At 34.8% G+C, this 21,657-nt stretch carries 21 protein-coding genes; 16 read left to right on the top strand and 5 right to left on the bottom strand.

The features are described 5' to 3' along the window. Positions 1-149: 149 nt before the first annotated feature. The 3 genes from EKG35_RS16765 to EKG35_RS16755 form a co-directional block, all read right to left on the bottom strand. Entirely contained in the window at positions 150-1,088 is a 939-nt protein-coding gene (locus tag EKG35_RS16765; RefSeq protein ID WP_126295694.1) for an N-acetylglucosamine kinase, read from the bottom strand. Further along, positions 1,085-2,602 (bottom strand): argininosuccinate lyase, encoded by a 1,518-nt coding sequence (gene argH / locus EKG35_RS16760; RefSeq protein ID WP_126295693.1) that lies wholly within the window; start codon positions 2,600-2,602, stop codon positions 1,085-1,087. The genes EKG35_RS16765 and argH overlap by 4 nt, the downstream gene beginning before the upstream one ends. 90 nt (positions 2,603-2,692) lie before the next feature. After that, entirely contained in the window at positions 2,693-3,586 is an 894-nt protein-coding gene (locus EKG35_RS16755) for an EamA family transporter (RefSeq protein WP_126295692.1), read from the bottom strand. 673 nt (positions 3,587-4,259) lie between these two features. On the opposite strand from EKG35_RS16755, the gene EKG35_RS16750 reads away from it, so the two are divergent. The 8 genes from EKG35_RS16750 (at position 4,260) to EKG35_RS16715 (ending at position 12,433) form a co-directional block, all read left to right on the top strand. Continuing rightward, on the top strand, positions 4,260-5,084 hold the full coding sequence (locus tag EKG35_RS16750; RefSeq protein WP_126295691.1) for a 6-carboxytetrahydropterin synthase: 825 nt from the start codon (positions 4,260-4,262) through the stop codon (positions 5,082-5,084). Further along, on the top strand, positions 5,074-5,796 hold the full coding sequence (locus EKG35_RS16745) for an SDR family oxidoreductase (protein WP_126295690.1): 723 nt from the start codon (positions 5,074-5,076) through the stop codon (positions 5,794-5,796). The genes EKG35_RS16750 and EKG35_RS16745 overlap by 11 nt, the downstream gene beginning before the upstream one ends. 19 nt (positions 5,797-5,815) lie before the next feature. Continuing rightward, entirely contained in the window at positions 5,816-6,757 is a 942-nt protein-coding gene (locus EKG35_RS16740; protein ID WP_126295689.1) for an ATP-binding protein, read from the top strand. Further along, complete coding sequence (locus EKG35_RS16735; protein WP_185807798.1) at positions 6,726-7,802, top strand: alpha/beta hydrolase; 1,077 nt, start codon at positions 6,726-6,728, stop codon at positions 7,800-7,802. The genes EKG35_RS16740 and EKG35_RS16735 overlap by 32 nt, the downstream gene beginning before the upstream one ends. Further along, positions 7,792-8,040: an acyl carrier protein gene (locus tag EKG35_RS16730; RefSeq protein ID WP_126295687.1), complete on the top strand. Its 249-nt coding sequence runs from the start codon at positions 7,792-7,794 to the stop codon at positions 8,038-8,040. Before EKG35_RS16735 ends, EKG35_RS16730 begins: the two co-directional genes overlap by 11 nt. Continuing rightward, a complete protein-coding gene (locus EKG35_RS16725) occupies positions 8,027-9,478 on the top strand; it encodes a class I adenylate-forming enzyme family protein (protein ID WP_126295686.1) in 1,452 nt (483 codons plus the stop codon). Before EKG35_RS16730 ends, EKG35_RS16725 begins: the two co-directional genes overlap by 14 nt. Continuing rightward, positions 9,475-11,079: a methyl-accepting chemotaxis protein gene (locus tag EKG35_RS16720; protein WP_126295685.1), complete on the top strand. Its 1,605-nt coding sequence runs from the start codon at positions 9,475-9,477 to the stop codon at positions 11,077-11,079. The genes EKG35_RS16725 and EKG35_RS16720 overlap by 4 nt, the downstream gene beginning before the upstream one ends. Before the next feature lie 409 nt (positions 11,080-11,488). Continuing rightward, positions 11,489-12,433 carry a carbohydrate kinase family protein gene (locus EKG35_RS16715; protein ID WP_126295684.1) on the top strand — a complete coding sequence of 315 codons (945 nt, stop codon included), beginning with the start codon at positions 11,489-11,491 and terminating at the stop codon, positions 12,431-12,433. Between the two features lie 22 nt (positions 12,434-12,455). On the opposite strand, the gene EKG35_RS16710 is transcribed toward EKG35_RS16715, so the two are convergent. Next, positions 12,456-13,175: a YetF domain-containing protein gene (locus EKG35_RS16710; protein ID WP_185807797.1), complete on the bottom strand. Its 720-nt coding sequence runs from the start codon at positions 13,173-13,175 to the stop codon at positions 12,456-12,458. A gap of 103 nt (positions 13,176-13,278) precedes the next feature. Beyond that, positions 13,279-13,956: a universal stress protein gene (locus EKG35_RS16705; protein ID WP_126295683.1), complete on the bottom strand. Its 678-nt coding sequence runs from the start codon at positions 13,954-13,956 to the stop codon at positions 13,279-13,281. Positions 13,957-14,254: 298 nt separating this feature from the next. Here EKG35_RS16705 and EKG35_RS16700 point away from each other — a divergent pair, with 298 nt between their 5' ends. The 8 genes from EKG35_RS16700 to EKG35_RS16665 all read left to right on the top strand — a co-directional run bounded on the left by EKG35_RS16700 (position 14,255) and on the right by EKG35_RS16665 (position 21,193). Further along, a complete protein-coding gene (locus EKG35_RS16700; protein WP_126295682.1) occupies positions 14,255-16,663 on the top strand; it encodes a Na+/H+ antiporter subunit A in 2,409 nt (802 codons plus the stop codon). Further along, the gene (locus EKG35_RS16695; RefSeq protein WP_126295681.1) at positions 16,653-17,075 is read left to right on the top strand and encodes a Na(+)/H(+) antiporter subunit B; all 423 of its coding nucleotides are present in this window, start codon (positions 16,653-16,655) and stop codon (positions 17,073-17,075) included. Before EKG35_RS16700 ends, EKG35_RS16695 begins: the two co-directional genes overlap by 11 nt. Before the next feature lies 1 nt (position 17,076). Next, positions 17,077-17,415: a Na(+)/H(+) antiporter subunit C gene (locus EKG35_RS16690; protein WP_126295680.1), complete on the top strand. Its 339-nt coding sequence runs from the start codon at positions 17,077-17,079 to the stop codon at positions 17,413-17,415. After that, on the top strand, positions 17,408-18,886 hold the full coding sequence (locus tag EKG35_RS16685) for a Na+/H+ antiporter subunit D (RefSeq protein WP_126295679.1): 1,479 nt from the start codon (positions 17,408-17,410) through the stop codon (positions 18,884-18,886). Before EKG35_RS16690 ends, EKG35_RS16685 begins: the two co-directional genes overlap by 8 nt. Positions 18,887-18,890: 4 nt before the next feature. After that, a complete protein-coding gene (locus EKG35_RS16680; RefSeq protein WP_126295678.1) occupies positions 18,891-19,373 on the top strand; it encodes a Na+/H+ antiporter subunit E in 483 nt (160 codons plus the stop codon). Beyond that, the gene (locus EKG35_RS16675) at positions 19,374-19,658 is read left to right on the top strand and encodes a Na(+)/H(+) antiporter subunit F1 (RefSeq protein ID WP_126295677.1); all 285 of its coding nucleotides are present in this window, start codon (positions 19,374-19,376) and stop codon (positions 19,656-19,658) included. Next, on the top strand, positions 19,636-20,043 hold the full coding sequence (locus EKG35_RS16670; protein ID WP_126295676.1) for a Na+/H+ antiporter subunit G: 408 nt from the start codon (positions 19,636-19,638) through the stop codon (positions 20,041-20,043). The genes EKG35_RS16675 and EKG35_RS16670 overlap by 23 nt, the downstream gene beginning before the upstream one ends. A gap of 331 nt (positions 20,044-20,374) precedes the next feature. Further along, on the top strand, positions 20,375-21,193 hold the full coding sequence (locus tag EKG35_RS16665; protein ID WP_126295675.1) for a metallophosphoesterase: 819 nt from the start codon (positions 20,375-20,377) through the stop codon (positions 21,191-21,193). Positions 21,194-21,657: the final 464 nt, after the last annotated feature.

The raw sequence follows: 21,657 nt of genomic DNA, 5'->3' as shown, positions 1-21,657 counted from the left end.
AAGTAGATTGTCAAAGGCTCTTTTCACTTTGACAATCTACTTGGGATGTGGAACAATCCATGAATGGTTGTTGTGCAAAAAAACTTAATCTTTTTGTGTCCAAAAACTTGACGTAGATCCAGTTTGTACTACTAATGTTAGTATGTTTTTTATAAACTAAACAATGCTCTTTTAAAAATATATTCGATTGGACTTTTGTCGCAAACTGTAAAAGTTATGTCCGGATAAGTTTGTACTGTATATTGCTGTAGTAAGTTTAAGATAATAGGATTATGTTGTAGAACCCCGCCATTTACATAAAGAGTTAATGGTTTTTTCACATAATTGATTTTCTGCAGTGCTGATTTTACTAAAAAATAAAGTTCTTTTGCTGCTTGCCGGGCTATTGCAATTGCCTGCTCATCTCCAAGTATAACAGCATCTTGTAAGATTGAACTTATACTTGCGATTTGGGCATTTGTATAGTTAGGCTGATATAGCCATGTTATAAGCTGCTCAGTTGTTTCAATGTGCAATTTTTTATAAAGATGTTCCTTTAAGACGGATGTTTTTTCTAAACGTCCATCTTCCATTCTAAATACAATGCTTAGAATTTCTTTCCCGATCCAATATCCACTGCCTTCGTCACCAGCGCGGTGTCCCCATCCTCCTGTACGTACAATGTATCCATTTCCATCAGTAGCCATGCAAATCGAACCAGTTCCAGAAATAATTAGGGCACCAGGATTTTTCAAACCGACTAAGCCAAGTAATGCTGAGTGTACATCATTTTCAATAATTATCTTTTCTATTTTAAAAGGCACCTTTTGACAGCAGAATTCAATGACTTCACTAACTAATTTCAAATCAGAAGCGCTATCAATTCCAGCTATAGCAAATGCTGCGACGTCTATCTTTTCTAAATTTGTAGATTGATATGCATCCCAAAGTAATTCATTTAAAACTTCCTTAACAGCATGAGCTCCTATTGTTTGAGCATTTGAGCCAGTAGAAGTTTTTTCAAAATAACATTCCCCGTGTTCAGAGCGTATTGATAGAGTGGTTTTTGTAGCTCCTCCATCGACTGCTAAAATAATTTTCTCTTTCATTCCTTGTTCCAACCTTCAAGGAATTGATTTAACTGTTCTTCACATTTACGTATGGTATCAATTTTTTCTTTTACCCAGTTTTCTAACAAGGGTGATACTGCTTGTGCCTGAAGGAGTGAACTACGCATTGTCTCCGGTGCAGGGCCGCCAGCTAATGTACGGACTTGAACAAAAAATTCAGGTTTTAAAGCTTTATAGAACTCTTCTTTTGAGATTGTTAAAGGCTTTTGAATTATTTCTAATGCTTTTTCATTTGCAAGTTCCCAAGTTAGGCTCTCAAGTGATTCCTGTTTTTTAGTTAATAAAGCTTTTATACAACTGCTAACGATTTTATGTGCTTGTCGAAACGAAATTTTTTCAGAGCGAACAAGGGAATCGGCAAGCTCAGTTACGTTAGCAAAGCTGTTTTTGGCTCGAGTTAATAATTTTTCTTTATTAACTTCCATTGTAACTATTAAGCTGCCGAATAGTTTATAAATTCCTTTTAATTTTTCCATTGCTCGCCATAGGTATGGCTGCATATCATCTTCTGTATCGACAATATCCCCAAAAGGCGTATTATGAATCATTTGTAATACGGTTGAAGCATCTCCTACAACAGATGATAGCAGGGAGCGCGTATGCTCTATCGAAACTGGATTTCGTTTTTGTGGCATAATTGAGCTAACTTGAACATATGGGCTTGCTAAACTAAATGCATTGAATTCTTGTGTCGCCCACAGTAGAAAGTCTTGTGAAGTTCTCCCAAGATTAAGTGCTGCAAGTTGGACGACGCTTGCTGCTTCCCCGATATAATCTGCTCCTGCAACTGCATCCCAGGCATTTTCTATAATATCGTCGAATCCAAGAAGATCTCTCATGCGTTCTCGGTTAATATTAAAACCTGTAGTAGTTAAGGCAGCAGCCCCCATACTACTTTGGTTAATTGTTTTGTAAGCACCTTGCATTCGTTTAAAATCACGAGTAAGCTGGTCAATTACCGCTTTCAAATAGTGTGCAAAGGTTGTAGGCTGTGCTTGTTGTGTATGGGTATAGCCAAGCATGATAGTGTCAACATGCTCTTCTGCAAAAGCTATTAAAGAAGACCTAAAGGATAACAGTTCCTCCATGAGTGAAAGTAGTCTTTTACGTAAAGTCATACGGTAGATAGCAATTCCCATATCATTTCGACTTCGCCCAATATGCAAATTACCTGCGACATCTCCAGCTAGCTCGATTAGTTTATTTTCAATTCGGAAAAATAAATCTTCAAATTGTGGGTTGTAATCTCGATGCTCATAGTAGTCCAAATCTAGTTTCGTAATGGCCTGCCCAATGAGTTTCGCCTCTTCTTTTGTAACAAGTTGTTGTTCTTCAAGCATCTTTAAATGGGCAATATGTATTTGCACCATCAACTTCAAAAAATGTTTTTTAGCTTCTTCATATGCTGGCTGTAGTACCATTTGACGATAACTAGTAGAAGGGAACTGATTGCCCTCAATTTCATTAATACGGCTTTTATAATCTTGAAACATATAGAATCACCCCACAAAGAATTACCTATAATATTCCAATATCTTTTAACTATGAAATCAACAAACAAATTAACTCATTCATATTAAATGTTAAACTGAATTTTTTCTTTGGGCTATAACAGTTGGTAATACCATACCAATTAGTACTATTACAATGCCAAATACCTGTATAATAGTTAATTTTTCATGTAGTACAGCAACTGAGGCTAGGATTGCTACAGGTAATTCCATTGCACTTAAAATAGATGAAAGACTGCCACCTACTTTTGGAGCTGCAATGGAGAATAATAAAATTGGCAAAATAATACCAAACACCCCTAAAATAAGTCCAAAAATCCACAAGGGACTATTTACTAATGTGCCATTCCAAAGAATTTCAGGGGATAAGAAGATGCTAATAACAATCAGTGCAACAAATGACATGAGAAGTGTACGAGAAATTATTGATATTCCTTCCACCTTTCTTGAATTAATTTGAATAAATATTGCAAAGCTAGTTGCTGCAAGTAATCCGTAAACCCATCCTTGCCAAGCAATAGCTGATAAATCGGTATCAAGAATACCCGCAGCTAAAATAGTTCCGGCTAATAAAAAAACAAGGGAGATTATTTCAGGCCGGCTTGGAAACCTTTTATGTAAGATGCAATCAATAAACATCCCAATCCAAGTAAATTGAAAAAACAATACGACAGCAAGGGATGCAGTCAAGTACTCTAATGATTTTCCGTAAATGATTCCAGTTGTTGCAGTAAAAATACCTGCACAAACAATCGTAAGTAACCCAGTTTTATTTAAACGAGGCAAGCTTCTTTGTGTAATAACAAACAAAATTAGCGCTAGAAAAAAACCAACCATGTATTGGCTTGTGACAGCTTCACCGGATGTAAAGCCTTGTCCCATGGCAACCTTAATAATTGTTGATAAAATACCGTAGCTGCTCGATGCAATAATGATTAGCAGTGGATATAGTAGTTGAAATTTCATGATGTATTAACCTGCATTTCTATTTAATTTACTAACCGTATGATAAAACAGTTTATCGATAAATGTCCAATTTCTACAGAATTTAGGAATTATTTATGTTAAAGAAGGAATTGAAATCAAGGAACACGAAAATATTTATAGGACATTTTTGAAAATTTTAGAAAAATCATTTTCCTACCATTTTAAACATGTGAAAGATAAATTTGATTATTAATGAATATAATGGTATTTTTATATAATTTTTAATACTTAAATCTTAAAATTTATAGAAAATAGAATATTTTGTAATCAAAAAGTAATTTTAAATATATATAAATATTTATATTATAGGTTTATATACCCTTGTTATTATCTCTATTAAAAGGTAAAAAGTGATATGTGTATATTCAATTGATAATAATAATTCCGGAGGGATACTTATTGAGATTAGAGTAATCAGTAAAAGCTGAAAAATTTTATTTCATGATGCAAATAATAATTTTGTCGTAGTTTTTCCGGAAATTGCTAGAACAGTAAAATTGACATCTCGACGACTACAAGAGTTTGTGTGCTGGAAATATAAACTTTGTGTAAACAGTTCAAAAGGGAATTGTTTTTCAGAAATGTTGTTCTTTATAAGAAATTATAAATAGAGAGATCAATTGGAAAGAGTCTGAAGTTTGGAGGGAGCAAAATGCTGTATTTATCTAGAAAATCGGAATTTTCAGCTACTCATACGTACAATAATCCGCGGTGGAATAAAGAAAAAAATAGAAAGATATTTGGCAAATGCAACAATCCAAATGGACATGGGCATGATTATAAATTGGAAGTAATGGTTAGAGGAACGTTAAATCTGTCTTCTGGCATTGTTGTAAATACAGCGGATATTAAGCAAATTGTCAATCATTTTTTAGCAGAAGAACTTGATGGGAAATTTTTAGATAGAGAGCATCCTTTTTTTATAAAAAATATCCCTACTACAGAGAATATTGTGAATTATATTTGGGAGTCGTTAAAACCGCAGTTTAAAGGATGTGAACTTTATCGTTTAAGACTTTATGAAAATCATTATTTATCGGCTGAAAGGAAGATCGATAGTATGACATATTTAACGAGACAATATCATTTCTCTGCGGCGCATAGACTACATAGCATTTATTTATCTGATGAAGAAAATAAAAAGTTATTTGGAAAGTGCAACAATCCTAATGGACATGGTCACAACTATTATGTTGATATACAAGTAAAGGGAGAGCCTTCAAAAGAAACAGGGATGATAATAAATTTGGCTGATTTAGATGAAATCGTTGAACGTGAGATAATCGATAGATTCGATCATATGAATTTAAATTTAGATACAGAAGAATTTAAGGAGTTAAATCCTACTTCAGAAGCTGTCGCAATGGTGATCTACAAAATATTAAAGTCGCATATTCCTAATCTTCATAAAGTAGGAATTTGGGAAACTGATAAAAATTATTTTGAATATTTAGGTGAGGGTGATTATGCTATTTGACTGCAATATCTTAAAAGGTAAAAATGTCGCAATAACCGGTGCTACAAAAGGGATTGGTAGAGCTACTGCCATCCTTCTTTCATCAAAAGGTGCAAATCTATTAATTGGGTCGAGAAGTGTTAAAGAATTAGAAGAATTATCCGCTATATTACCAACTAAGGTAATTCCGCAACAACTTAATATTGAAGATGAACGTTCAATAACCAACTTTCTTAATGAAGGGGTATTAAAATTTGGGAAAATAGATGCTTTAGTTAACTGTGCGGGATATGGATCATTTAGCTCCTTCTTGGAATTACCAATAGAAGAATTTGATCGCATGATTTCAGTTAATTTAAGAGGATCTTTTTTAGCTTCACAATATTTTGCCAAGCATATGATAAAAAACAAACGAGGTCAAATTAATAATATTAATTCTATTGCGGGAACTGCAACTCTTGAAGGGAATGCAGGGTACTCTGCATCTAAATTTGGGTTGCTTGGATTATCAAGAGTAATGCAACTAGAGTTAAGAAAGCAAGGGGTATATGTAACATCTGTACTTCCTGGATCTACTAATACACAATTTTGGGATCACATCGAAAACCATCCAGAAAAATCTAAAATGATTCCTCAAGAAACAATTGCTAAGCATATTGCGGCAATCTTATGCCAACCAGATGGTGCAGTAATTGATGAAATTACTATAATGCCGCCATTAGGCATACTTTAAGCGGGGAGTGGTATTGAAAATGAATCCGCTTCTCAGAAGACTACTAGGGGGGGAAGAACCGAAGAATGTTCAACAGCCCCAAACATTAGCCACTATTGATTCTTTACAGCTACATCAAAGAGTATCGATTGTTGGATGGATTGCAAATAAGCTAGGTCAGCTTGTCGATGTAGAGAGTTGTAATAGCGGCAGATTAATAATCGAGGCATTAAATAAAGAGTTGAAGAATTTAAATTTGGACAAACAAGAGGATTATCTTTTTTATCTTGCTGACCAGCTTGTCTCTTGGATAGAAAATGGGGAGGACGTTTATTTTAATATTCAGATGTTGGAGCTTGAGGCAAAATACCATAAAAGTCTGCTTGAAATATATGAAATCGTAAAAACTGATGAATCGATTTATTTTAATAAAAAAGATCTCGAAGGAAAAGAAATTTGTGCAGAGGAACAAATATGGAGAATTTATAGAGATGTTATGCACGCAGCAAGTCAAAGGAAATTCCTTCTAATAAAGGAAGAGGAACTAGAGGTATATAAAAATGGACAAGTTTTATGCATAGAGCCTGTTATTGAAAAACAAGATATTCCAAAGGCAAGAAATAAAGCAAAGGATGTTTTGCAATGTTTAGGATTGTCGCAAAGTAAAATTTCAAGCTATGTATTACTTATTTCAGAAGGGATAACAAACGTACTTAAGCATGCAAGAGATGGTAGGCTCATTTTGATACAAACAAAGCAATCTTTAAATGTGATTATTGAAGATAAAGGTACTGGATTTCCTTTAAACATTTTACCTTATACAGTTTTAACTGAAGGCTACTCTACAAAAAAATCATTAGGACAAGGATTTACATTAATGATGAAGCTTGCAAACCGCGTATTGCTTAAAACATCTAAGGAAGGTTCAACGGTTGTTTTAGTATTCGAAAATGAAACGGGTGAAAACGATGGATTTGAATAGCGATAAAACGATTCAAAAGACAATACTATCGAGTGTTTTACAAGAAGGCTTTTGGAGTAGATGGATTGCACATGGATTGCAAAAAGATGTTATTAACAATAACCTTTCGAATCTCGCAAGTCTAGACGGATGGATTAATGTGTTTCAAAAAGAAGCAAAAAATCTAACATTACAAGCCGTAAAATATACCGACAATCAAAACCGTGCCAAAGCTGAACAATGCTATCGTCTGTCAGGTCAATATTACAACTTAATTCAATGGATATTACCTGAGCCGAATAATAGGAAAATGAGCTGGTACAACGAGTGCTTAGAAGCTTTCAAAAAGGCAGATAAGCAGTCTAAGGATGATATTATAAAATATACATTAAAAGTTGACGATAAAGAATACATCGGCAGAATTAGGAAGCCCCTTAGGGAGCAATCTGCAATAGTTATTATAGTCAACCCAATTGACTCCAATAAAGAAGAATTATACACATATGAGACTGATTTTGCTGAAGCGGGTTTTATCGTACTTAACTTTGATGGCCCTGGTCAAGGTGAGACACTATTAATCCATAAGCATAAAGCTAACAAAGAGAATTGGTCATCTTTCTTAAGTGGTGTTATTAAATTTGCAAACAAGGCATTTCCAGGACTGCCAATCAATTTGTTTGGTACTAGTTCTGGTGGTGCTTGGGCGATTGAAGCTGGCAAAAATCCATTCGTATCAAAAATAGTTTCTGTAAGTCCACCGCCGGGAGCTGGCATTAATCTTCCCGATTATTTCAAGAGCCGTATGTCTAACGTTTTAGAAGATGTTGATAAGGGTTTTTTACCTGATTTCAAAGAATTACAATTAGTCAATAACATAATCGTATTTCATGGATTGCAGGACGTCATGATGGATAGTCAGGAGCTATTTAACCTTTACGACCAGCTTTCTCCTGAAAAACGCCTTATCACTTATGAGGATGAGGGGCACTGCTGTAATTTTAAATTGCCGGAATTAAGACAAAGGTCAATAAATTGGCTTAAAGGGGAAAATATCAATGGTGTTTAAAGACTTTTCTAAAACATTGTTTGAAATAATAGATATGGAGCCTATTTCAGTATCGGAAACTACTAAATTTAAAGAAGAATTAGAGATTGACTCCCTTCAATTAGTTAACCTAGTAATTGCTGTCGCAGAGCAATTTAATATTCCATTCGAGGTATTTATCCAAAATACCGACAAAATCCAAACTGTTGGAGGGCTTTTTGAAATAGTGGAAAGTGTGGGTAATTATGAAACTACTTGAACGAGTGTTTTCAAACTTAAGCCTAGATACCGTATCCTTAACAACATTTAAAGGTTGTTATACAGCTAATCAGTTACTACATCGAGTAAAAAAATATGAACACTTGTTAACCCCGCTTAATATAAGCGGAAAACGTGTTGCTCTACTTGTACCTAGCATTGAAGAGTTTATTCCTTTAGTACATACAATTAACCATTTGGATGGTACAGTTATCCCTTTAAATGGCCAATTTAGACAAGCGGATTTAACAAATGTTTTAAACCTTACTAATCCTCATATTATTTTTTCAGTTGTCCATTATAGCGGGTTTAACTTTTTGAAACTCATTAAAGAGTGGGCGAGTGAAAAGAAAGGGCATACTGTATTCTTTACTTCTACTGATTGTGTTGACTGGGAAACTAGTGTGGTGGATGGAAACGAAAAGTTAGTAGAAGTTGATCTTAAAAAAAGCTATATTTTTTGTACTTCGGGAAGTACAGGTACCCCAAAAGGCTTGGTGTTTGATGATCAATCATTTGACTATTCCTTTAGACATATTTCAGAATTCTTTGAACTTAAAGCTGCTGATACAGTTATGATATATACCTCGACAAGTACAATATTTGGAGTGCTTGCAATGAATATTGTAATTCATGGAGGGGCACATGCCATTATTCCGAATGAATTTGACTTACAAAAGATTATAGGTTTAATGAGTGAAAAGAAGTGCAATAAAATTGTAACTACTCCTTCAATCCTAAAAGCCATCTATTCGTTTTCGAAGCAATTAAAACCCGATGTGATGGAGCACATAGAATTAGTTTGTTTAATTGGTGAATACATTCCAGAAAACTTTACAGCATCATTCCCATTATTAAAAAATGCTCGATTTAATTCGCAGTATGGAAGCTCTGAAACAGGGGCTATTGCGAATGCCAATCTCCTAAATACTGATGAGTATGAGTTGGTTGATGGAGCGGAAAGCAAGGTGGTAGATGGAGAATTATATGTAAAAACGGGGGCACTTTTTACAGAATACTATAATAGCCCAGAATTAACGGATAAAGTATTTGAGAATGGTTGGTACAAAACTGGAGATTTAGTTGAATTCGTAAATGAAACGACTTTTAAAATCATAGGAAGAAAAAAAGATTTGATTAAAAAAGGTGGTCAGCAAGTGATACCTAGCGAGGTGGAACTAGTAATTTCTTCGTTAGAAGGGGTGAAGCGAGTGTGTGTGTTGGGAGCCCCACATAATGTCTATGGTGAACAGGTTATAGCCTTCATCGTAGCAAACAAGCTGACATCCATCGATATTCGCTCACATTGTAAAGGAAAAATCGCTGCTTATAAAATACCTGATAAGGTTGTATTTATTAAAGAATTACCTATTAGACAAGGTAAAGTTGATAAAATAGCATTAAAATCTATGTTTAATTATTTGAGGGAAGAAAAATGACAAAAGTAGAAGATAGAAAAGAAAGAAAAAATACGTTAAGGCAACAATTTGTTTTTCGGATGCTTATTGTTTTGTTAACCATTTCAGGACTGTCAGCTGTCTTTCAATATTATTACCTCGGCAATCAAATTGACCATAATGTAAAAGGAGAAGCAATAAAAATTGCTTATAGTATTGAACAAGGAATTCATGAAACTAATTCTGCTTCAAGGGCAATTGAAAATCAGCTAGATTTAAGATTAAAAGTAATTGCACAACGAGTAAGCGATCGTTTAGGGACAAAAACGATAGATAATATTACAAATGAAGAACTTAAGGCAATTAGTGAGGAATTTGATATTGCGGGTATTACCATTTTCGCACAGCAGGAAGATGATATTGTAGGGGTAAAATCAACAGCACCAAGCGATATAGGATTTAGCTTTAAAAAAACTCTGGGCCCTGAAAACGAAGCGTTTATTGGGATTAGTAATTTATTAAACGGCAAAGAAATTACTCAGAGTACTGAGAGCTATGTTGACCAAAACACTATCATTCTTTATACTACTCAATCAGGCTCAAATCAGGACGAAACTTCACTTTACAAATACGCTTATTATCATGGGGAGGGGCAGGACTATGTAATAAACCTTTATATAGAAGCGAATGAAGTTTATCAGTTTACACAAAAGGTTGGTCCTAATAATTGGATAGAAAAAGTGCTGAAAACTAATTCATTAGCAAAAGAAGTAGCTGTACTGGACCCTAATGTATACGCAGACCCTTCTTTAGCTGAAAAGTTGTATCCTCCTTTACAAAAAGTTGTATATGGGGAATTTAATTTAGCTGATCGAAAAGATGAGGATATTTTAGCCTCAATAGCTAAAGAGCCAAAGGAGACGGCTTATATCACAGAAATTGATTCTAGAAAGATTTATAAAATGTTTATCCCAATGGATAATGGGAAAGTTATTTTTGTCGCCTTAGATTATACTGCAATGATTTTACCTGTTAAAAAAATTTCAACATTTCTGCTTATTACTAGCTTTATCAGCTTATTAGCTATGTTTATACTATCAACCCAATTTTTCAACTCGATATATAAAAATATTCAAGTTATCATTTCACAAATTAAGAAGCTTGAATTGGGCGATTTTACTTCCCGAAGTGAAGTAAAAGGAAAAGGCGAGTTAGCTGATCTTTCCGCAAGTACAAACCATATGACAGAAACTTTAAATAAAGTATTAAGAGAAACAACAAAAGAAGCTTCTAAAGTTCAAAGAATGTCCTTGGGCTTAAAAGAAGAAGCGGATGAATCTGTTGAAAAAGTTTATGATTTATCAATTGACCTTACTTCAAAGGCTCGAGAAGATGCTTATAACATCTCGGATTTTTTAGAACTTGTAGAAGAAAAAATAAAAAATCTTCCAAATAAAGATGATATTGAGCATATCTTGTTAAAAACTGAAGAAATTCGCCAAATATCAGATAACCGTTCAGAATCTACAACAGATATTACGATTACCTTATTTGATCTGCTGAAATCATTGCAAAACCAGTCAGATGAGCTTTCGGAAATTTCAAGTAAATTATTTGAGAATATGTATAAGTTTAAACTATAAAAACCGCACTCCAAATTAAATATGAATGCTTAATTTTTTGAATAGTAGACTTCCTAATAATAATAGAATGTCATTATTGTTGGATTTGTGCACTGGAAGAAACTTTCACAAAATTTGTATACATAAAAATTGGGGCGTGCAATTAATTTTTGATTTAACATCAAGCTTGATGAAAGCAGCAAAATAGCTCCTAGATATTCATAGTCACAAAAGTGCTAGACGCCACTTTTGTGATTTTTTTGCTTAATCATATATTGATTTGGTGCTATAGGACTTGCTTATATGTAAAATACGTAATTCCCTCTAGAATAAAGGGTTCTTATTAACTATCTGAATAGTATAAAACTTTAATTTTATGCTATTTTTATGATAATCTTAATAGAGTAACTATTCGGAGGTTGGACAACCCATGGAGCAGTCAAATAAAGGTTTCGTATTAGTTTACGGAGATGCTTTTGTTGATTATATAGCGAATGATATGACGAATACATCATTCACAACTTATTTAGGTGGTGCAACAGTTAATGTTGCCGCTGGAATAAGCAGAATTGGTGCCCCATCTGCATTAGTGACAATTACAGGTGATGATAAGACGTCACAATTTGTCCGTGCAGAGCTAGATAAAGAAGGCGTTAATATGGAGTATTCAATTTTAATGCCAGAAAAACGGGTAAGTGGTGTCTATGTTCATCTAACACAAGAGTGTGAACGAATTTTTAAAGATTATGTAGATGAAACGCCAGACTTGCAAGTATTGCCCGAACAATTAAATGAAGATGCTTTTAAAAAGGCATCGGTTTTCAATGTATGCTCAGGAACAATGTTTCATCCCACAGCCCTTGCTACAACAAGAAAAGGGATTGAAATGGCAAAAGATAAGGGGACTATCATTGCTATTGATGCAAATATTCGTCCGTTGCGTTGGGACAGTGAAGAAGTATGCAGGGAAACAATAACATCTTTTTTCGAGGATGCGCACATTCTTAAATTGACTGATGAAGAATTATATTTCTTAACGCAAACAGATAACTTAAAAGATGGAATTGAAGTTATCAATCAATTTTTAGTACCGATTATACTAATTACAGTAGGTGCAAATGGAGCTTATGCTTTGCTTAATGGAGACATCATCCATGTACCGTCAGAAAAGGTTGAAGCGGTTGATACAACAGGAGCAGGTGACGCATTTATGGCGGGGGTTTTACGATTTGTTCATTTCAATGGTTTGCCTACAACTGCCGAAGAATTAGTAAAGTGCGTAAGTTTTGGCAATAAACTAGGTGCCTTTGCTGCTACAAAACCCGGCGCCCTAACAGCACTACCACATTATGATGAAATAAAAGATTGGTTATAAATTATAAAAAGTAATGGTAATTCTAAGAACTAGAATTACCATTACTATTTTTTAAACTAACATATAAAGACCCATTTTCTAAAACTTGAGCATAATAAACATCTTCAATATTTTGTATTTTTTTCTTTCGAAGTTTATTCCGCAGCCACTCTTCTGTTAAATCCAGTTCCAACAAATTTTTTGAATGGATTTTGCCATTTGCAATAACTTCTGTAGGTACAAAAGGTGGTATTGTAATATCTGCTTTTACATCTGGCTTTGTTGCAGGACTGTGTGCTGGTTTTTTTATTACACTCAATTCCCCATTTGTTTCAAAAAGAGCATAATGTACTTCGTCGACAGAAAAAATACCCTGTTCTCTTAATAACATCGTTAACTCATCTGTATGAAGTCTGGCTTTTTTTAACGCTTGATTCATAATGACGCCGTTTTTAACTAAAATCATAGGCTTGTCATCGATTAAAACACGGGCTTTTGTTGAATGCAATGTAATAAAGCTTACTAATAAAGTTAAAACCGTCCACCATATGAGCCCAATTAGACCATCTATAAACACCCCATCTGCCTTGGATGAAATTTCAGCGGCAATAGAACCAAAAGTAATCCCAGTTACATAATGGAAAAATGTAAATTGACTTAGCTGTTTTTTTCCTATAATTCTTGCCAAAATTAAGATGGTAGTAAAGGCAACGGTTGTACGAAATATCATTTCAAAAATGTTTACCTCTGTAAATGCTTCCATTTTAGAAACTCCTTTCAATCCTTTACCTAGCATGGGCTAAAACGTTGTACTGTATACAAAAAAGGCTATTTCCGTTTAATGAAAACGAAAATAGCCTTTTTGATTATTGAGCAGGACTTAAAATGGCATGGATAAGGTGTGGATTGCTAACGAATCCTTCTTTTATAGTAATTTCATGCATTTTATTTGCAAACGAAAATTTAAAAATACCATTATCAAAATCTGTTCCAATTTCCTTGAAAAAGATGCCTTCCAATGATTCAGATTTTGGACAAGTAAACACAATTTTATAGTTTTCAATATCTCTAATAACATAGGCGCGGACACCCTTTTCATATGTGCCGTATGCTTCGTCTTCTATCGGACGATTTACAGATACGATGTGGAAATCAACAAAAGGAACTTCTTTTAGCAAAACGTTTAAGAAAGAACCCTTTGTAATTTCCTCCCATCTACTTTGTGCGCTTTGGCCAACAATAATTTGAGTAATATTGTTTTCCTTTGCAACTTCAGAAATTACTTTTTGAATCGGACGTTTTTCATTATCACGAATGATAAATTTTTCAACCTCAAGCTCTTCAGCTAATTGTGTCCATTTTTCTATATATCCGGATTTTTCTGCATCGAAAGCATCAAGTGGTTTTGTATCTACAGTTAATATATAAAGTGGGCAATCTAGCAACGTCGCAAGCTTATGTCCACGACGAATAAGACGTTCACCGTTAAGTCCATAATATACACAAACTAAAATACTCTCATCCGTTATTTTCACATGCTTCATTATCGTTTGCTCCTCTTAAAATTAGTCCAGTATAAAAATATATCATAATATTTTTTAGAAAATAAAAGTATAAATAAGCAGAAGTGAATGTGTATTAAGTGCATCTATGACATTTCTATTGTATACTGAAATTGTAATATTTAATGTATTTTTAGTAAAATATTATTAATTTGTAATAAATTACTTATTTTTATAAGGTGGTTTGAAATAAATGATTTCCCTATATGACACAATATTATGAAGAGAGCATACTGGGAAGTCAAGTAAATATAAAGATAGAGTTAGGAGGTTTTAGCTTGTGACGCTTGATTTTGCCATTATTATACTTCCTTTTTTTATGGCAGCACTTATGCTTATTTTTTATAGGCGACTGAAAAAGAAATATATTGGTTGGATAGTCCTAACTATCCCGATTAGTCTATTCATTTTATTGACTACATATATCCCTCGTATAGTAAACGGTGAAACGATTACTCATACATATGAGTGGATTCCCTCTTTTGATTTAAATTTCACAACTTATATCGATGGACTAAGCTTAATATTTGGCTTACTTATTACAGGTGTAGGCAGTTTAGTCATCTTATACTCCAATTTTTATTTATCAATGAAAGAATCTTTGCATCACTTTTATTTATATTTATTACTATTCATGGGTGCAATGCTTGGTCTCGTTTTTTCAGATCATTTAATGGTGTTATACGCATTTTGGGAGTTAACCAGCGTTTCATCTTTTCTATTGATTGCTTTTTGGCATCACCGGAAAGCGTCTAGAGCAGGTGCGCGGAAATCAATGACTATTACGGTTTCAGGCGGCATTGCGATGTTAATTGGTTTCTTAATGCTATACCAGATATCAGGGACATTTAGTATTCGAGAAATTATTGCGAATATAAATGTGATTAGTGAACAATCATTATTTGTTCCAGCACTTATATTAGTTCTTTTCGGTGCATTTACGAAGTCTGCACAATTCCCATTTCATATTTGGCTGCCAGATGCAATGGAAGCACCTACACCAGTTAGTGCATATTTACACTCTGCAACTATGGTAAAGGCTGGTATTTATTTGGTAGCTCGTTTTACACCTATCTTTGGCGGAGAGCTTGTATGGTTTTGGGCTGTAACAGGTGTTGGATTAATTACGTTATTCTGGGGATCCTTTAATGCAGTTCGCCAGGTTGATTTAAAAGCAATTTTAGCCTTTTCTACAGTTAGTCAGCTTGGCTTAATTATGAGCTTGCTCGGATTAGGATCTATTGCTATATATTTAGGCTCTACGAAAGAAAGCATTATTTATACACAGGCCTCATTTGCTGCACTTTTCCATTTAATTAATCATTCAACCTTTAAAGGTGCCCTGTTCATGATGGTCGGTATTGTCGATCATGAGATAGGGACTCGGGATATAAGACGTTTAGGTGGGCTAATGTCATTCCTGCCATTTACCTTTACAATTGCATTAATTGGATGCTTTTCTATGGCTGGATTACCGCCATTTAATGGTTTTTTGAGTAAAGAAATGTTTTTCACAGCAGTATTAACAATTACAGAATTAAATATTTCCTCCATCCAAAGTATTGCATGGTTCATCCCTATTATCGCTTGGATAGCAAGTGTTTTCACATTTGTATATTGCCTAATTATCGTTAGTAAAACGTTTTTCGGAAAAATTAAGCCTGATATTTTAGAGAAAAATCCACATGAGCCGCCATTTGGAATGCTAGTTCCACCATTTATTCTTATTGGACTTGTTGTAGTTATTTTCTTCTTCCCAAATTTACTAGGCAACAATATTTTAAAGCCCGCAATGTTAAGTATTTTCCCAGCATATTCTTCCGCTGAAGAAATTGCACCTCATGTCTCGGCATGGCATGGGTTTAATACGGAACTGCAGTTGACTATAGGTGTTGTTATAGTAGGGATTATTTTATTTATAACGGTTAAATATTGGAAAAGGATTTACCGCATTTTCCCACAACAATGGACGTTCAATGCCATTTATGAGAGGGTTATCACATTTAGCGAAAATACTTCAGAAACCGTTACCAAGCGCTATATGAATGGTGATTTAACCTATTATTTTATTTATATCTATATGCTTTTCATCGCAATCGTAGCGGGCGTTTTTCTTTATACCGGAGCTTTTGAGTGGGATCCGTCGAAGGATGCCGCCATCGAGAGTTATGAGTTGCTCTTAGTGTTTATTATGATATTCGCATCCGTAGCGATAATCTTTGTAAAAGGACGAATATCGATGGTGTTATTAAATGGGGTGCTTGGCTATTCTGTTGCATTCCTATTTGTTATTTTCCGTGCGCCAGATTTGGCATTGACGCAGCTCGTTGTCGAATCTGTAACAACAGCATTATTCCTGCTCTGTTTTAAGTACTTGCCTGACTTAACACCAGAAAACGATTCAAAACGCTCCATAATGTCAAAGGGATTTGTCTCTATTTTGGTAGGAGCTACCGTTTCAATAATTGGTCTAGCAGTAATTAATTACGATAAGTTTAAATCAATCTCGACATACTTTGAGGATTCCTATCATTTAGCAGGTGGAAAGAATATTGTTAATACAATTTTAGGAGATTTCCGCGCTTTTGATACGATGCTGGAAGTTGTTGTTCTCTTTATAGCCGGCTTAGGAGTATATACGCTCATTAAGTTGAAAGCGAAAAGGGAGGATGCAGATAGTGAAAATTAATGATGTAATTTTAAGAACGGTCGTTAAGGGTGTAGTATTCATTATTCTAACCCTAGGTGTTTACTTGTTTTTTTCTGGACATAATGCACCTGGTGGAGGATTTATAGGAGGACTTGTTTTAGGTTCGGGGATTGTACTTCTTTATATAACCTATGATCTTGAGACAGTTCATAAAAAAATGCCTTTTGATTTTAAAAAAGTTGCAGCATTCGGAGTTTTATTAGCTACTGGTTCTGCAATTGGTTCTCTCTACTTTGACGCACCGTTTCTATCACAGACGGATGCTTATTTCAACATCCCAATTCTAGGGGAAAAACATTTAACAACAGTAACAATTTTTGAGGCAGGCGTAGCATTAACTGTTATTGGAACGCTTGTAACGATTATTTTAAGCATAAGTGAGGATGAATAATATGGAATCTTTAATGGTTGTATTAGTTGGGATTCTTGTATCAATAGGAACCTATTTAATTTTATCTAGACATATTATTCGTGTAATTTTGGGAACAGCTATTTTGTCACATGCAGTTCATCTGCTAATTTTGACTGTTGGAGGACTTAAAACAGGTGGCGTTCCATTACTAAGTCAATCGGATGGACCATTTACAGATGCTTTGCCTCAAGCATTAATATTAACAGCAATAGTTATTAGCTTTGCAACTACTGCATTTCTTCTAGTGTTGGCGTATCGGGCTTACAAAAAAAATGGTTCAGCGGATTTTCGTGAATTGAGAGGAATGTCTGATGAATAATTTACTTGTTTTGCCGATTATTATTCCAATAATAACGGCAGTATTGCTTGTTTTTTTGCGCAGTCACATAATGCTCCAACGGATTATAAGCCTTGTTACAATGCTGTTTCTATCCTTAATATCATATGTGCTGCTGGAACTAATACAAATAGAAGGGATTCTAAGACTAGATTTTAGCGGATGGCTCCCTCCTTTCGGTATTCTATTCGTTGCTGATTCATTTTCATTATTACTTGTTTTAACTGCGAGTATAGTAACGACGATTTGTTTAATTTATGCGTTTTCCACGATAGGTAATCGCCATGAACATATGTTTTTTTACCCGTTTGTGCTGTTTTTAATTGCAGGAGTCAATGGATCATTTCTAACGGGAGATATTTTTAATCTTTTTGTATGTTTTGAAGTAATGTTGTTAGCTTCCTATGTATTAGTTGCCCTTGGTGGAGAACGGATTCAATTACGTGAGTCATTAAAATACGTACTTATAAATGTAGTGGCTTCCTGGATGTTTCTAGTGGCGCTTGCATATTTGTATGGCACATTAAAAACACTAAATATGGCCCATATTGCAATGCGAGTTTCGGAAGTTGGGCAAGATCCAATGCTAACAACTGTAGCAATTTTATTTTTAGTTGTATTTAGTTTAAAAGCTGGATTACTTCTGTTCTTTTGGTTGCCAGGTTCATATAGCGTGCCGCCAACCGCAGTGCAAGCTTTGTTTGCTGCATTATTAACGAAGGTTGGGATTTATGCACTTATCCGCTTATTTACTTTAATGTTCCCTTTAAATCAAGAGGTGACACATACTATTATCGGAGTAATGGCTGGATTAACGATTATTGCGGGTTGTATGGGAGCTTTGTCGGGCAGAGATGTTTATACAATAGCAACATACAACGTCATCATTGGGGTTGGTTTTATTTTAATCGGTCTTGCAGTTGGTACGGAAACAGCAATTACAGGTGCTATCTACTATTTAATTCATGACATGATAGCAAAGGCGTTATTATTTTTATTAATTGGTATGATGATTTATTTAACGGGTGAAACCGTTGTTAAAAAAATAAGCGGGTTAATCCGCAATTATCCATTATTTGGTTGGATATTCTTTATCGTTATGTTAGCGTTGGCAGGCATTCCACCATTAAGTGGCTTTGTTGGGAAAGTTTTAATTGGCCAAGGTGCTATTGAAGAGGGTTCCTATGTATTGCTTGGAATTGGCTTTGGATCTAGCATTATCGTTTTATATTCTTTATTAAGGATCTTCCTAGCCTCATTTTTTGGAGAAACAACGATAAGCTTCGAAGATAGAAAGCCTATTCCGAAAGGCGCAACAATGTCGTTTATTTTATTAGCAATTTCAATTGTTTACATTGGTGTAGGAGCTGAAGCAATTTCAGTTTATGTAAAGGATGCGGCAAGAACTTTAATAAATCCTTCTATTTATATAGATGCGATATTAAAGGGGTGAGTTGATGTTAGGCCAGTTTATTTTAAATCTGTTCATTGCACTATTATGGCTATTGTTAGCAGATGAACCAATTCCGCAAATAACAACCTTCTTTACAGGGTTTGTAGTAGGAATAGGCATTTTATATGTGATGCATCGCTTTTTTGGAACACAATTTTATTTAAGAAGAGTGACTAAAATTATATATCTCATTTTGTTATTTATTAAGGAGCTAATCAGTTCCAGCTATTCAGTAATGAGATATATCCTCACACCAAAATTGGAAATTACTCCTGGTATTTTTACATATAAAACGAGCTTAAAGGGAGAGTGGGAAGTGACTGTATTGGCACTTCTATTAACACTTACCCCTGGTTCGGTTGTAATGGAAGTGTCGGAGGAAGGTAATTTATTTTATATCCATGCGATGGATATTGAACAATCAAAAGAAGAGGTTATTCGGTCAATAGGGAAATTTGAGAAAGCGATTTTGGAGGTAACACGATAAATGAAGGAGACTATTTTATTAATTGCATTAACATTGTTTATGGTGGCCATTGCAATTCTTTTATACCGTGTCATCGTAGGCCCTTCTATGCCAGACAGAGCTATTGCGCTTGATACAATCGGTGTGAATTTGATTTCAGCAATTGCCATCGTCTCAATAATGTTAAAGACGAAGGCCTTCCTGGAAGCGATTCTAATATTAGGTATATTAGCATTTATCGGAACTATTGCCTTTTCGAAATATATCGAAAGGGGTGTCATCGTTGAGCGTAAAGGAGATTCTTGAGTGGGTTGCTATATTATTAATTTTACTTGGCTCCATTGTTAGTGTCATAAGTGCTCTTGGTCTAATTAGGCTTCCTGATGTTTATACGAGATCACATGCTGCATCAAAAAGTTCAACTTTGGCAGTTTTCTTAAGTTTGTTAGGGGCATTTATCTATTTTTGGTTCCATGATGGATATGTTAGTATCCGACTAATTTTAGGGATTATATTTGTTTTCATTACTTCACCTGTGGCAGGACATTTAATTTGTCGAGCAGCCTATCGTTCACGAGTTCCATTAGCAGAGGGCTCTGGTAGTGATGAGCTAAAGCCTGCCTTATATGGGGGAGATTCGGTAATAATTAATACTGATGAGAGTTTAAATAAAGAAAGTTATCCCCAATAAGAAAGGAACTGTTCAGAAAGTTTTATTCTCTGGACAGTTCCTTTTTATGAATTGTGGATAAGTTTTTAAGGATATTAAGGTCAAATTTAAGTGAACTTGTGGACAAATGAGAAGGTTGAGGATAAAGCTGTGGAGAAAGTTGAATAAGTGATTTTTAAAGAGTGAAACTGTGGATAATTTTTTAAGAAAAACTCGTTGCGGTAAGGAAAATATTACAATTACATTATAGGTCTATTTATTCCTACTTGAATGATACAAAGCATGTTACTATTATTTAAAGATGGGCTAAGAATGTGCCTATTAACTTAATGAATGGATCGGGCGAGTTGTTTTGAAAAAATTATTAAAATTAGGTTTCCTTATATTAGGGATTTATATTTTTTTATATGTGAATAATAATTGGATTGTTACGACAGAACATATCTATGAATCGGAAAAAGTACCTGAAAGCTTTGATGGATTTCGTATTACCCAAATATCTGATCTGCATGATGCTGTTTTTGGTAATAACCAAGAGCGTCTTGTGGAAAAGGTTCGTAAAACCCATCCGAATGTAATATTTATTACTGGTGACGTAATTGACAGTAATCGGTATAACCTTGAGCAAAGTTTAGTTGCTGTTCGTCAGCTGGTGGATATAGCAGAAGTTTACTATGTTATCGGCAATCATGAGGTTGCTATTAATCAGGTAGATGAAATTTATGAAGCTATGAGGGAAATAGGTGTTCATGTCATGCCTAATACCTCTGTTACTTTAAAACATAAGGGCGGGGAAAGCATTTCTCTTATCGGTATTGAAGATCCACTTAATGGTCATGAAACACAGGAAATGTTAAATTGGGCGATGTCGAAAGTAGATAAAGAGAGGCTTATGATTCTTTTAGCACATCGACCAGAGAAATTTAATACTTATGTAGCAAATGGCATTGATCTTGTATTTGCTGGCCATGCACATGGTGGGCAAATTCGCTTCCCTGGATTAGGTGGCCTAGTTGCGCCAGGGCAGGGATTCTTCCCGAAATATACAGCTGGCTTATATGAGGACGGGCAAACGACAATGAATGTTAGCCGTGGTTTAGGAAATAGCGGAGTGCCTTATCGGATATTTAATTTACCAGAGATTGTTGTAGTGGAATTAAAAGCGGAATAGGTAAAATAACAGTGTATAGAGGTAAAATTTACATTTCTACGCTTTTTTCGCTCTATAAATAGCTGCATGTATTAACGAAGTAAGAAAGCTTTTATCAATATCTTGAAATGGGCTGTGGGATAGTTTTCTTGATATGAGAATACTTTTATATCAAGTTTTTATACCTGCTTCTTCGCTTTCGGTACAGATAGATTGTACCTGCCGCTGTGCTTTCGGTACAGATAGATTGCGACTGCTGGCTTTACCTTTCGTCGTAGGAAGGGGACGTCTCAAACCCTTATGAGACGTCCCCTTTAACGTGCGCCCGGCATGCGTATGAACTATAGGGTGCAAGTCCCGAACCCCGAAGACAGAAGTAGAGGTTAGCTAAGAGCAAGGGTGTCCGTGGCGACGCGGAATCTGAAGGAAGCTGGAGGCAAAACACCGGTCCGAGGAACACGAATCTCATATAAGGCTAGGTATGA

Origin of the sequence: Lysinibacillus telephonicus, from assembly GCF_003966145.1 — a bacterium.
Lineage (GTDB): Bacteria > Bacillota > Bacilli > Bacillales_A > Planococcaceae > Ureibacillus > Ureibacillus telephonicus.
Note: the sequence above shows the minus strand (reverse complement) of the source record. Positions and strands in the feature narration are given on the sequence as shown.

Coding starts and splice junctions, on each gene's coding strand:
- EKG35_RS16765 (WP_126295694.1), bottom strand. CDS start 1,088: ATGAAAGAGAAAATTATTTTAGCAGTCGATGGAGGAGCTACAAAAACC.
- argH (WP_126295693.1), bottom strand. CDS start 2,602: ATGTTTCAAGATTATAAAAGCCGTATTAATGAAATTGAGGGCAATCAG.
- EKG35_RS16755 (WP_126295692.1), bottom strand. CDS start 3,586: ATGAAATTTCAACTACTATATCCACTGCTAATCATTATTGCATCGAGC.
- EKG35_RS16750 (WP_126295691.1), top strand. CDS start 4,260: ATGCTGTATTTATCTAGAAAATCGGAATTTTCAGCTACTCATACGTAC.
- EKG35_RS16745 (WP_126295690.1), top strand. CDS start 5,074: ATGCTATTTGACTGCAATATCTTAAAAGGTAAAAATGTCGCAATAACC.
- EKG35_RS16740 (WP_126295689.1), top strand. CDS start 5,816: ATGAATCCGCTTCTCAGAAGACTACTAGGGGGGGAAGAACCGAAGAAT.
- EKG35_RS16735 (WP_185807798.1), top strand. CDS start 6,726: ATGAAACGGGTGAAAACGATGGATTTGAATAGCGATAAAACGATTCAA.
- EKG35_RS16730 (WP_126295687.1), top strand. CDS start 7,792: ATGGTGTTTAAAGACTTTTCTAAAACATTGTTTGAAATAATAGATATG.
- EKG35_RS16725 (WP_126295686.1), top strand. CDS start 8,027: ATGAAACTACTTGAACGAGTGTTTTCAAACTTAAGCCTAGATACCGTA.
- EKG35_RS16720 (WP_126295685.1), top strand. CDS start 9,475: ATGACAAAAGTAGAAGATAGAAAAGAAAGAAAAAATACGTTAAGGCAA.
- EKG35_RS16715 (WP_126295684.1), top strand. CDS start 11,489: ATGGAGCAGTCAAATAAAGGTTTCGTATTAGTTTACGGAGATGCTTTT.
- EKG35_RS16710 (WP_185807797.1), bottom strand. CDS start 13,175: ATGGAAGCATTTACAGAGGTAAACATTTTTGAAATGATATTTCGTACA.
- EKG35_RS16705 (WP_126295683.1), bottom strand. CDS start 13,956: ATGAAGCATGTGAAAATAACGGATGAGAGTATTTTAGTTTGTGTATAT.
- EKG35_RS16690 (WP_126295680.1), top strand. CDS start 17,077: ATGGAATCTTTAATGGTTGTATTAGTTGGGATTCTTGTATCAATAGGA.
- EKG35_RS16685 (WP_126295679.1), top strand. CDS start 17,408: ATGAATAATTTACTTGTTTTGCCGATTATTATTCCAATAATAACGGCA.
- EKG35_RS16680 (WP_126295678.1), top strand. CDS start 18,891: ATGTTAGGCCAGTTTATTTTAAATCTGTTCATTGCACTATTATGGCTA.
- EKG35_RS16675 (WP_126295677.1), top strand. CDS start 19,374: ATGAAGGAGACTATTTTATTAATTGCATTAACATTGTTTATGGTGGCC.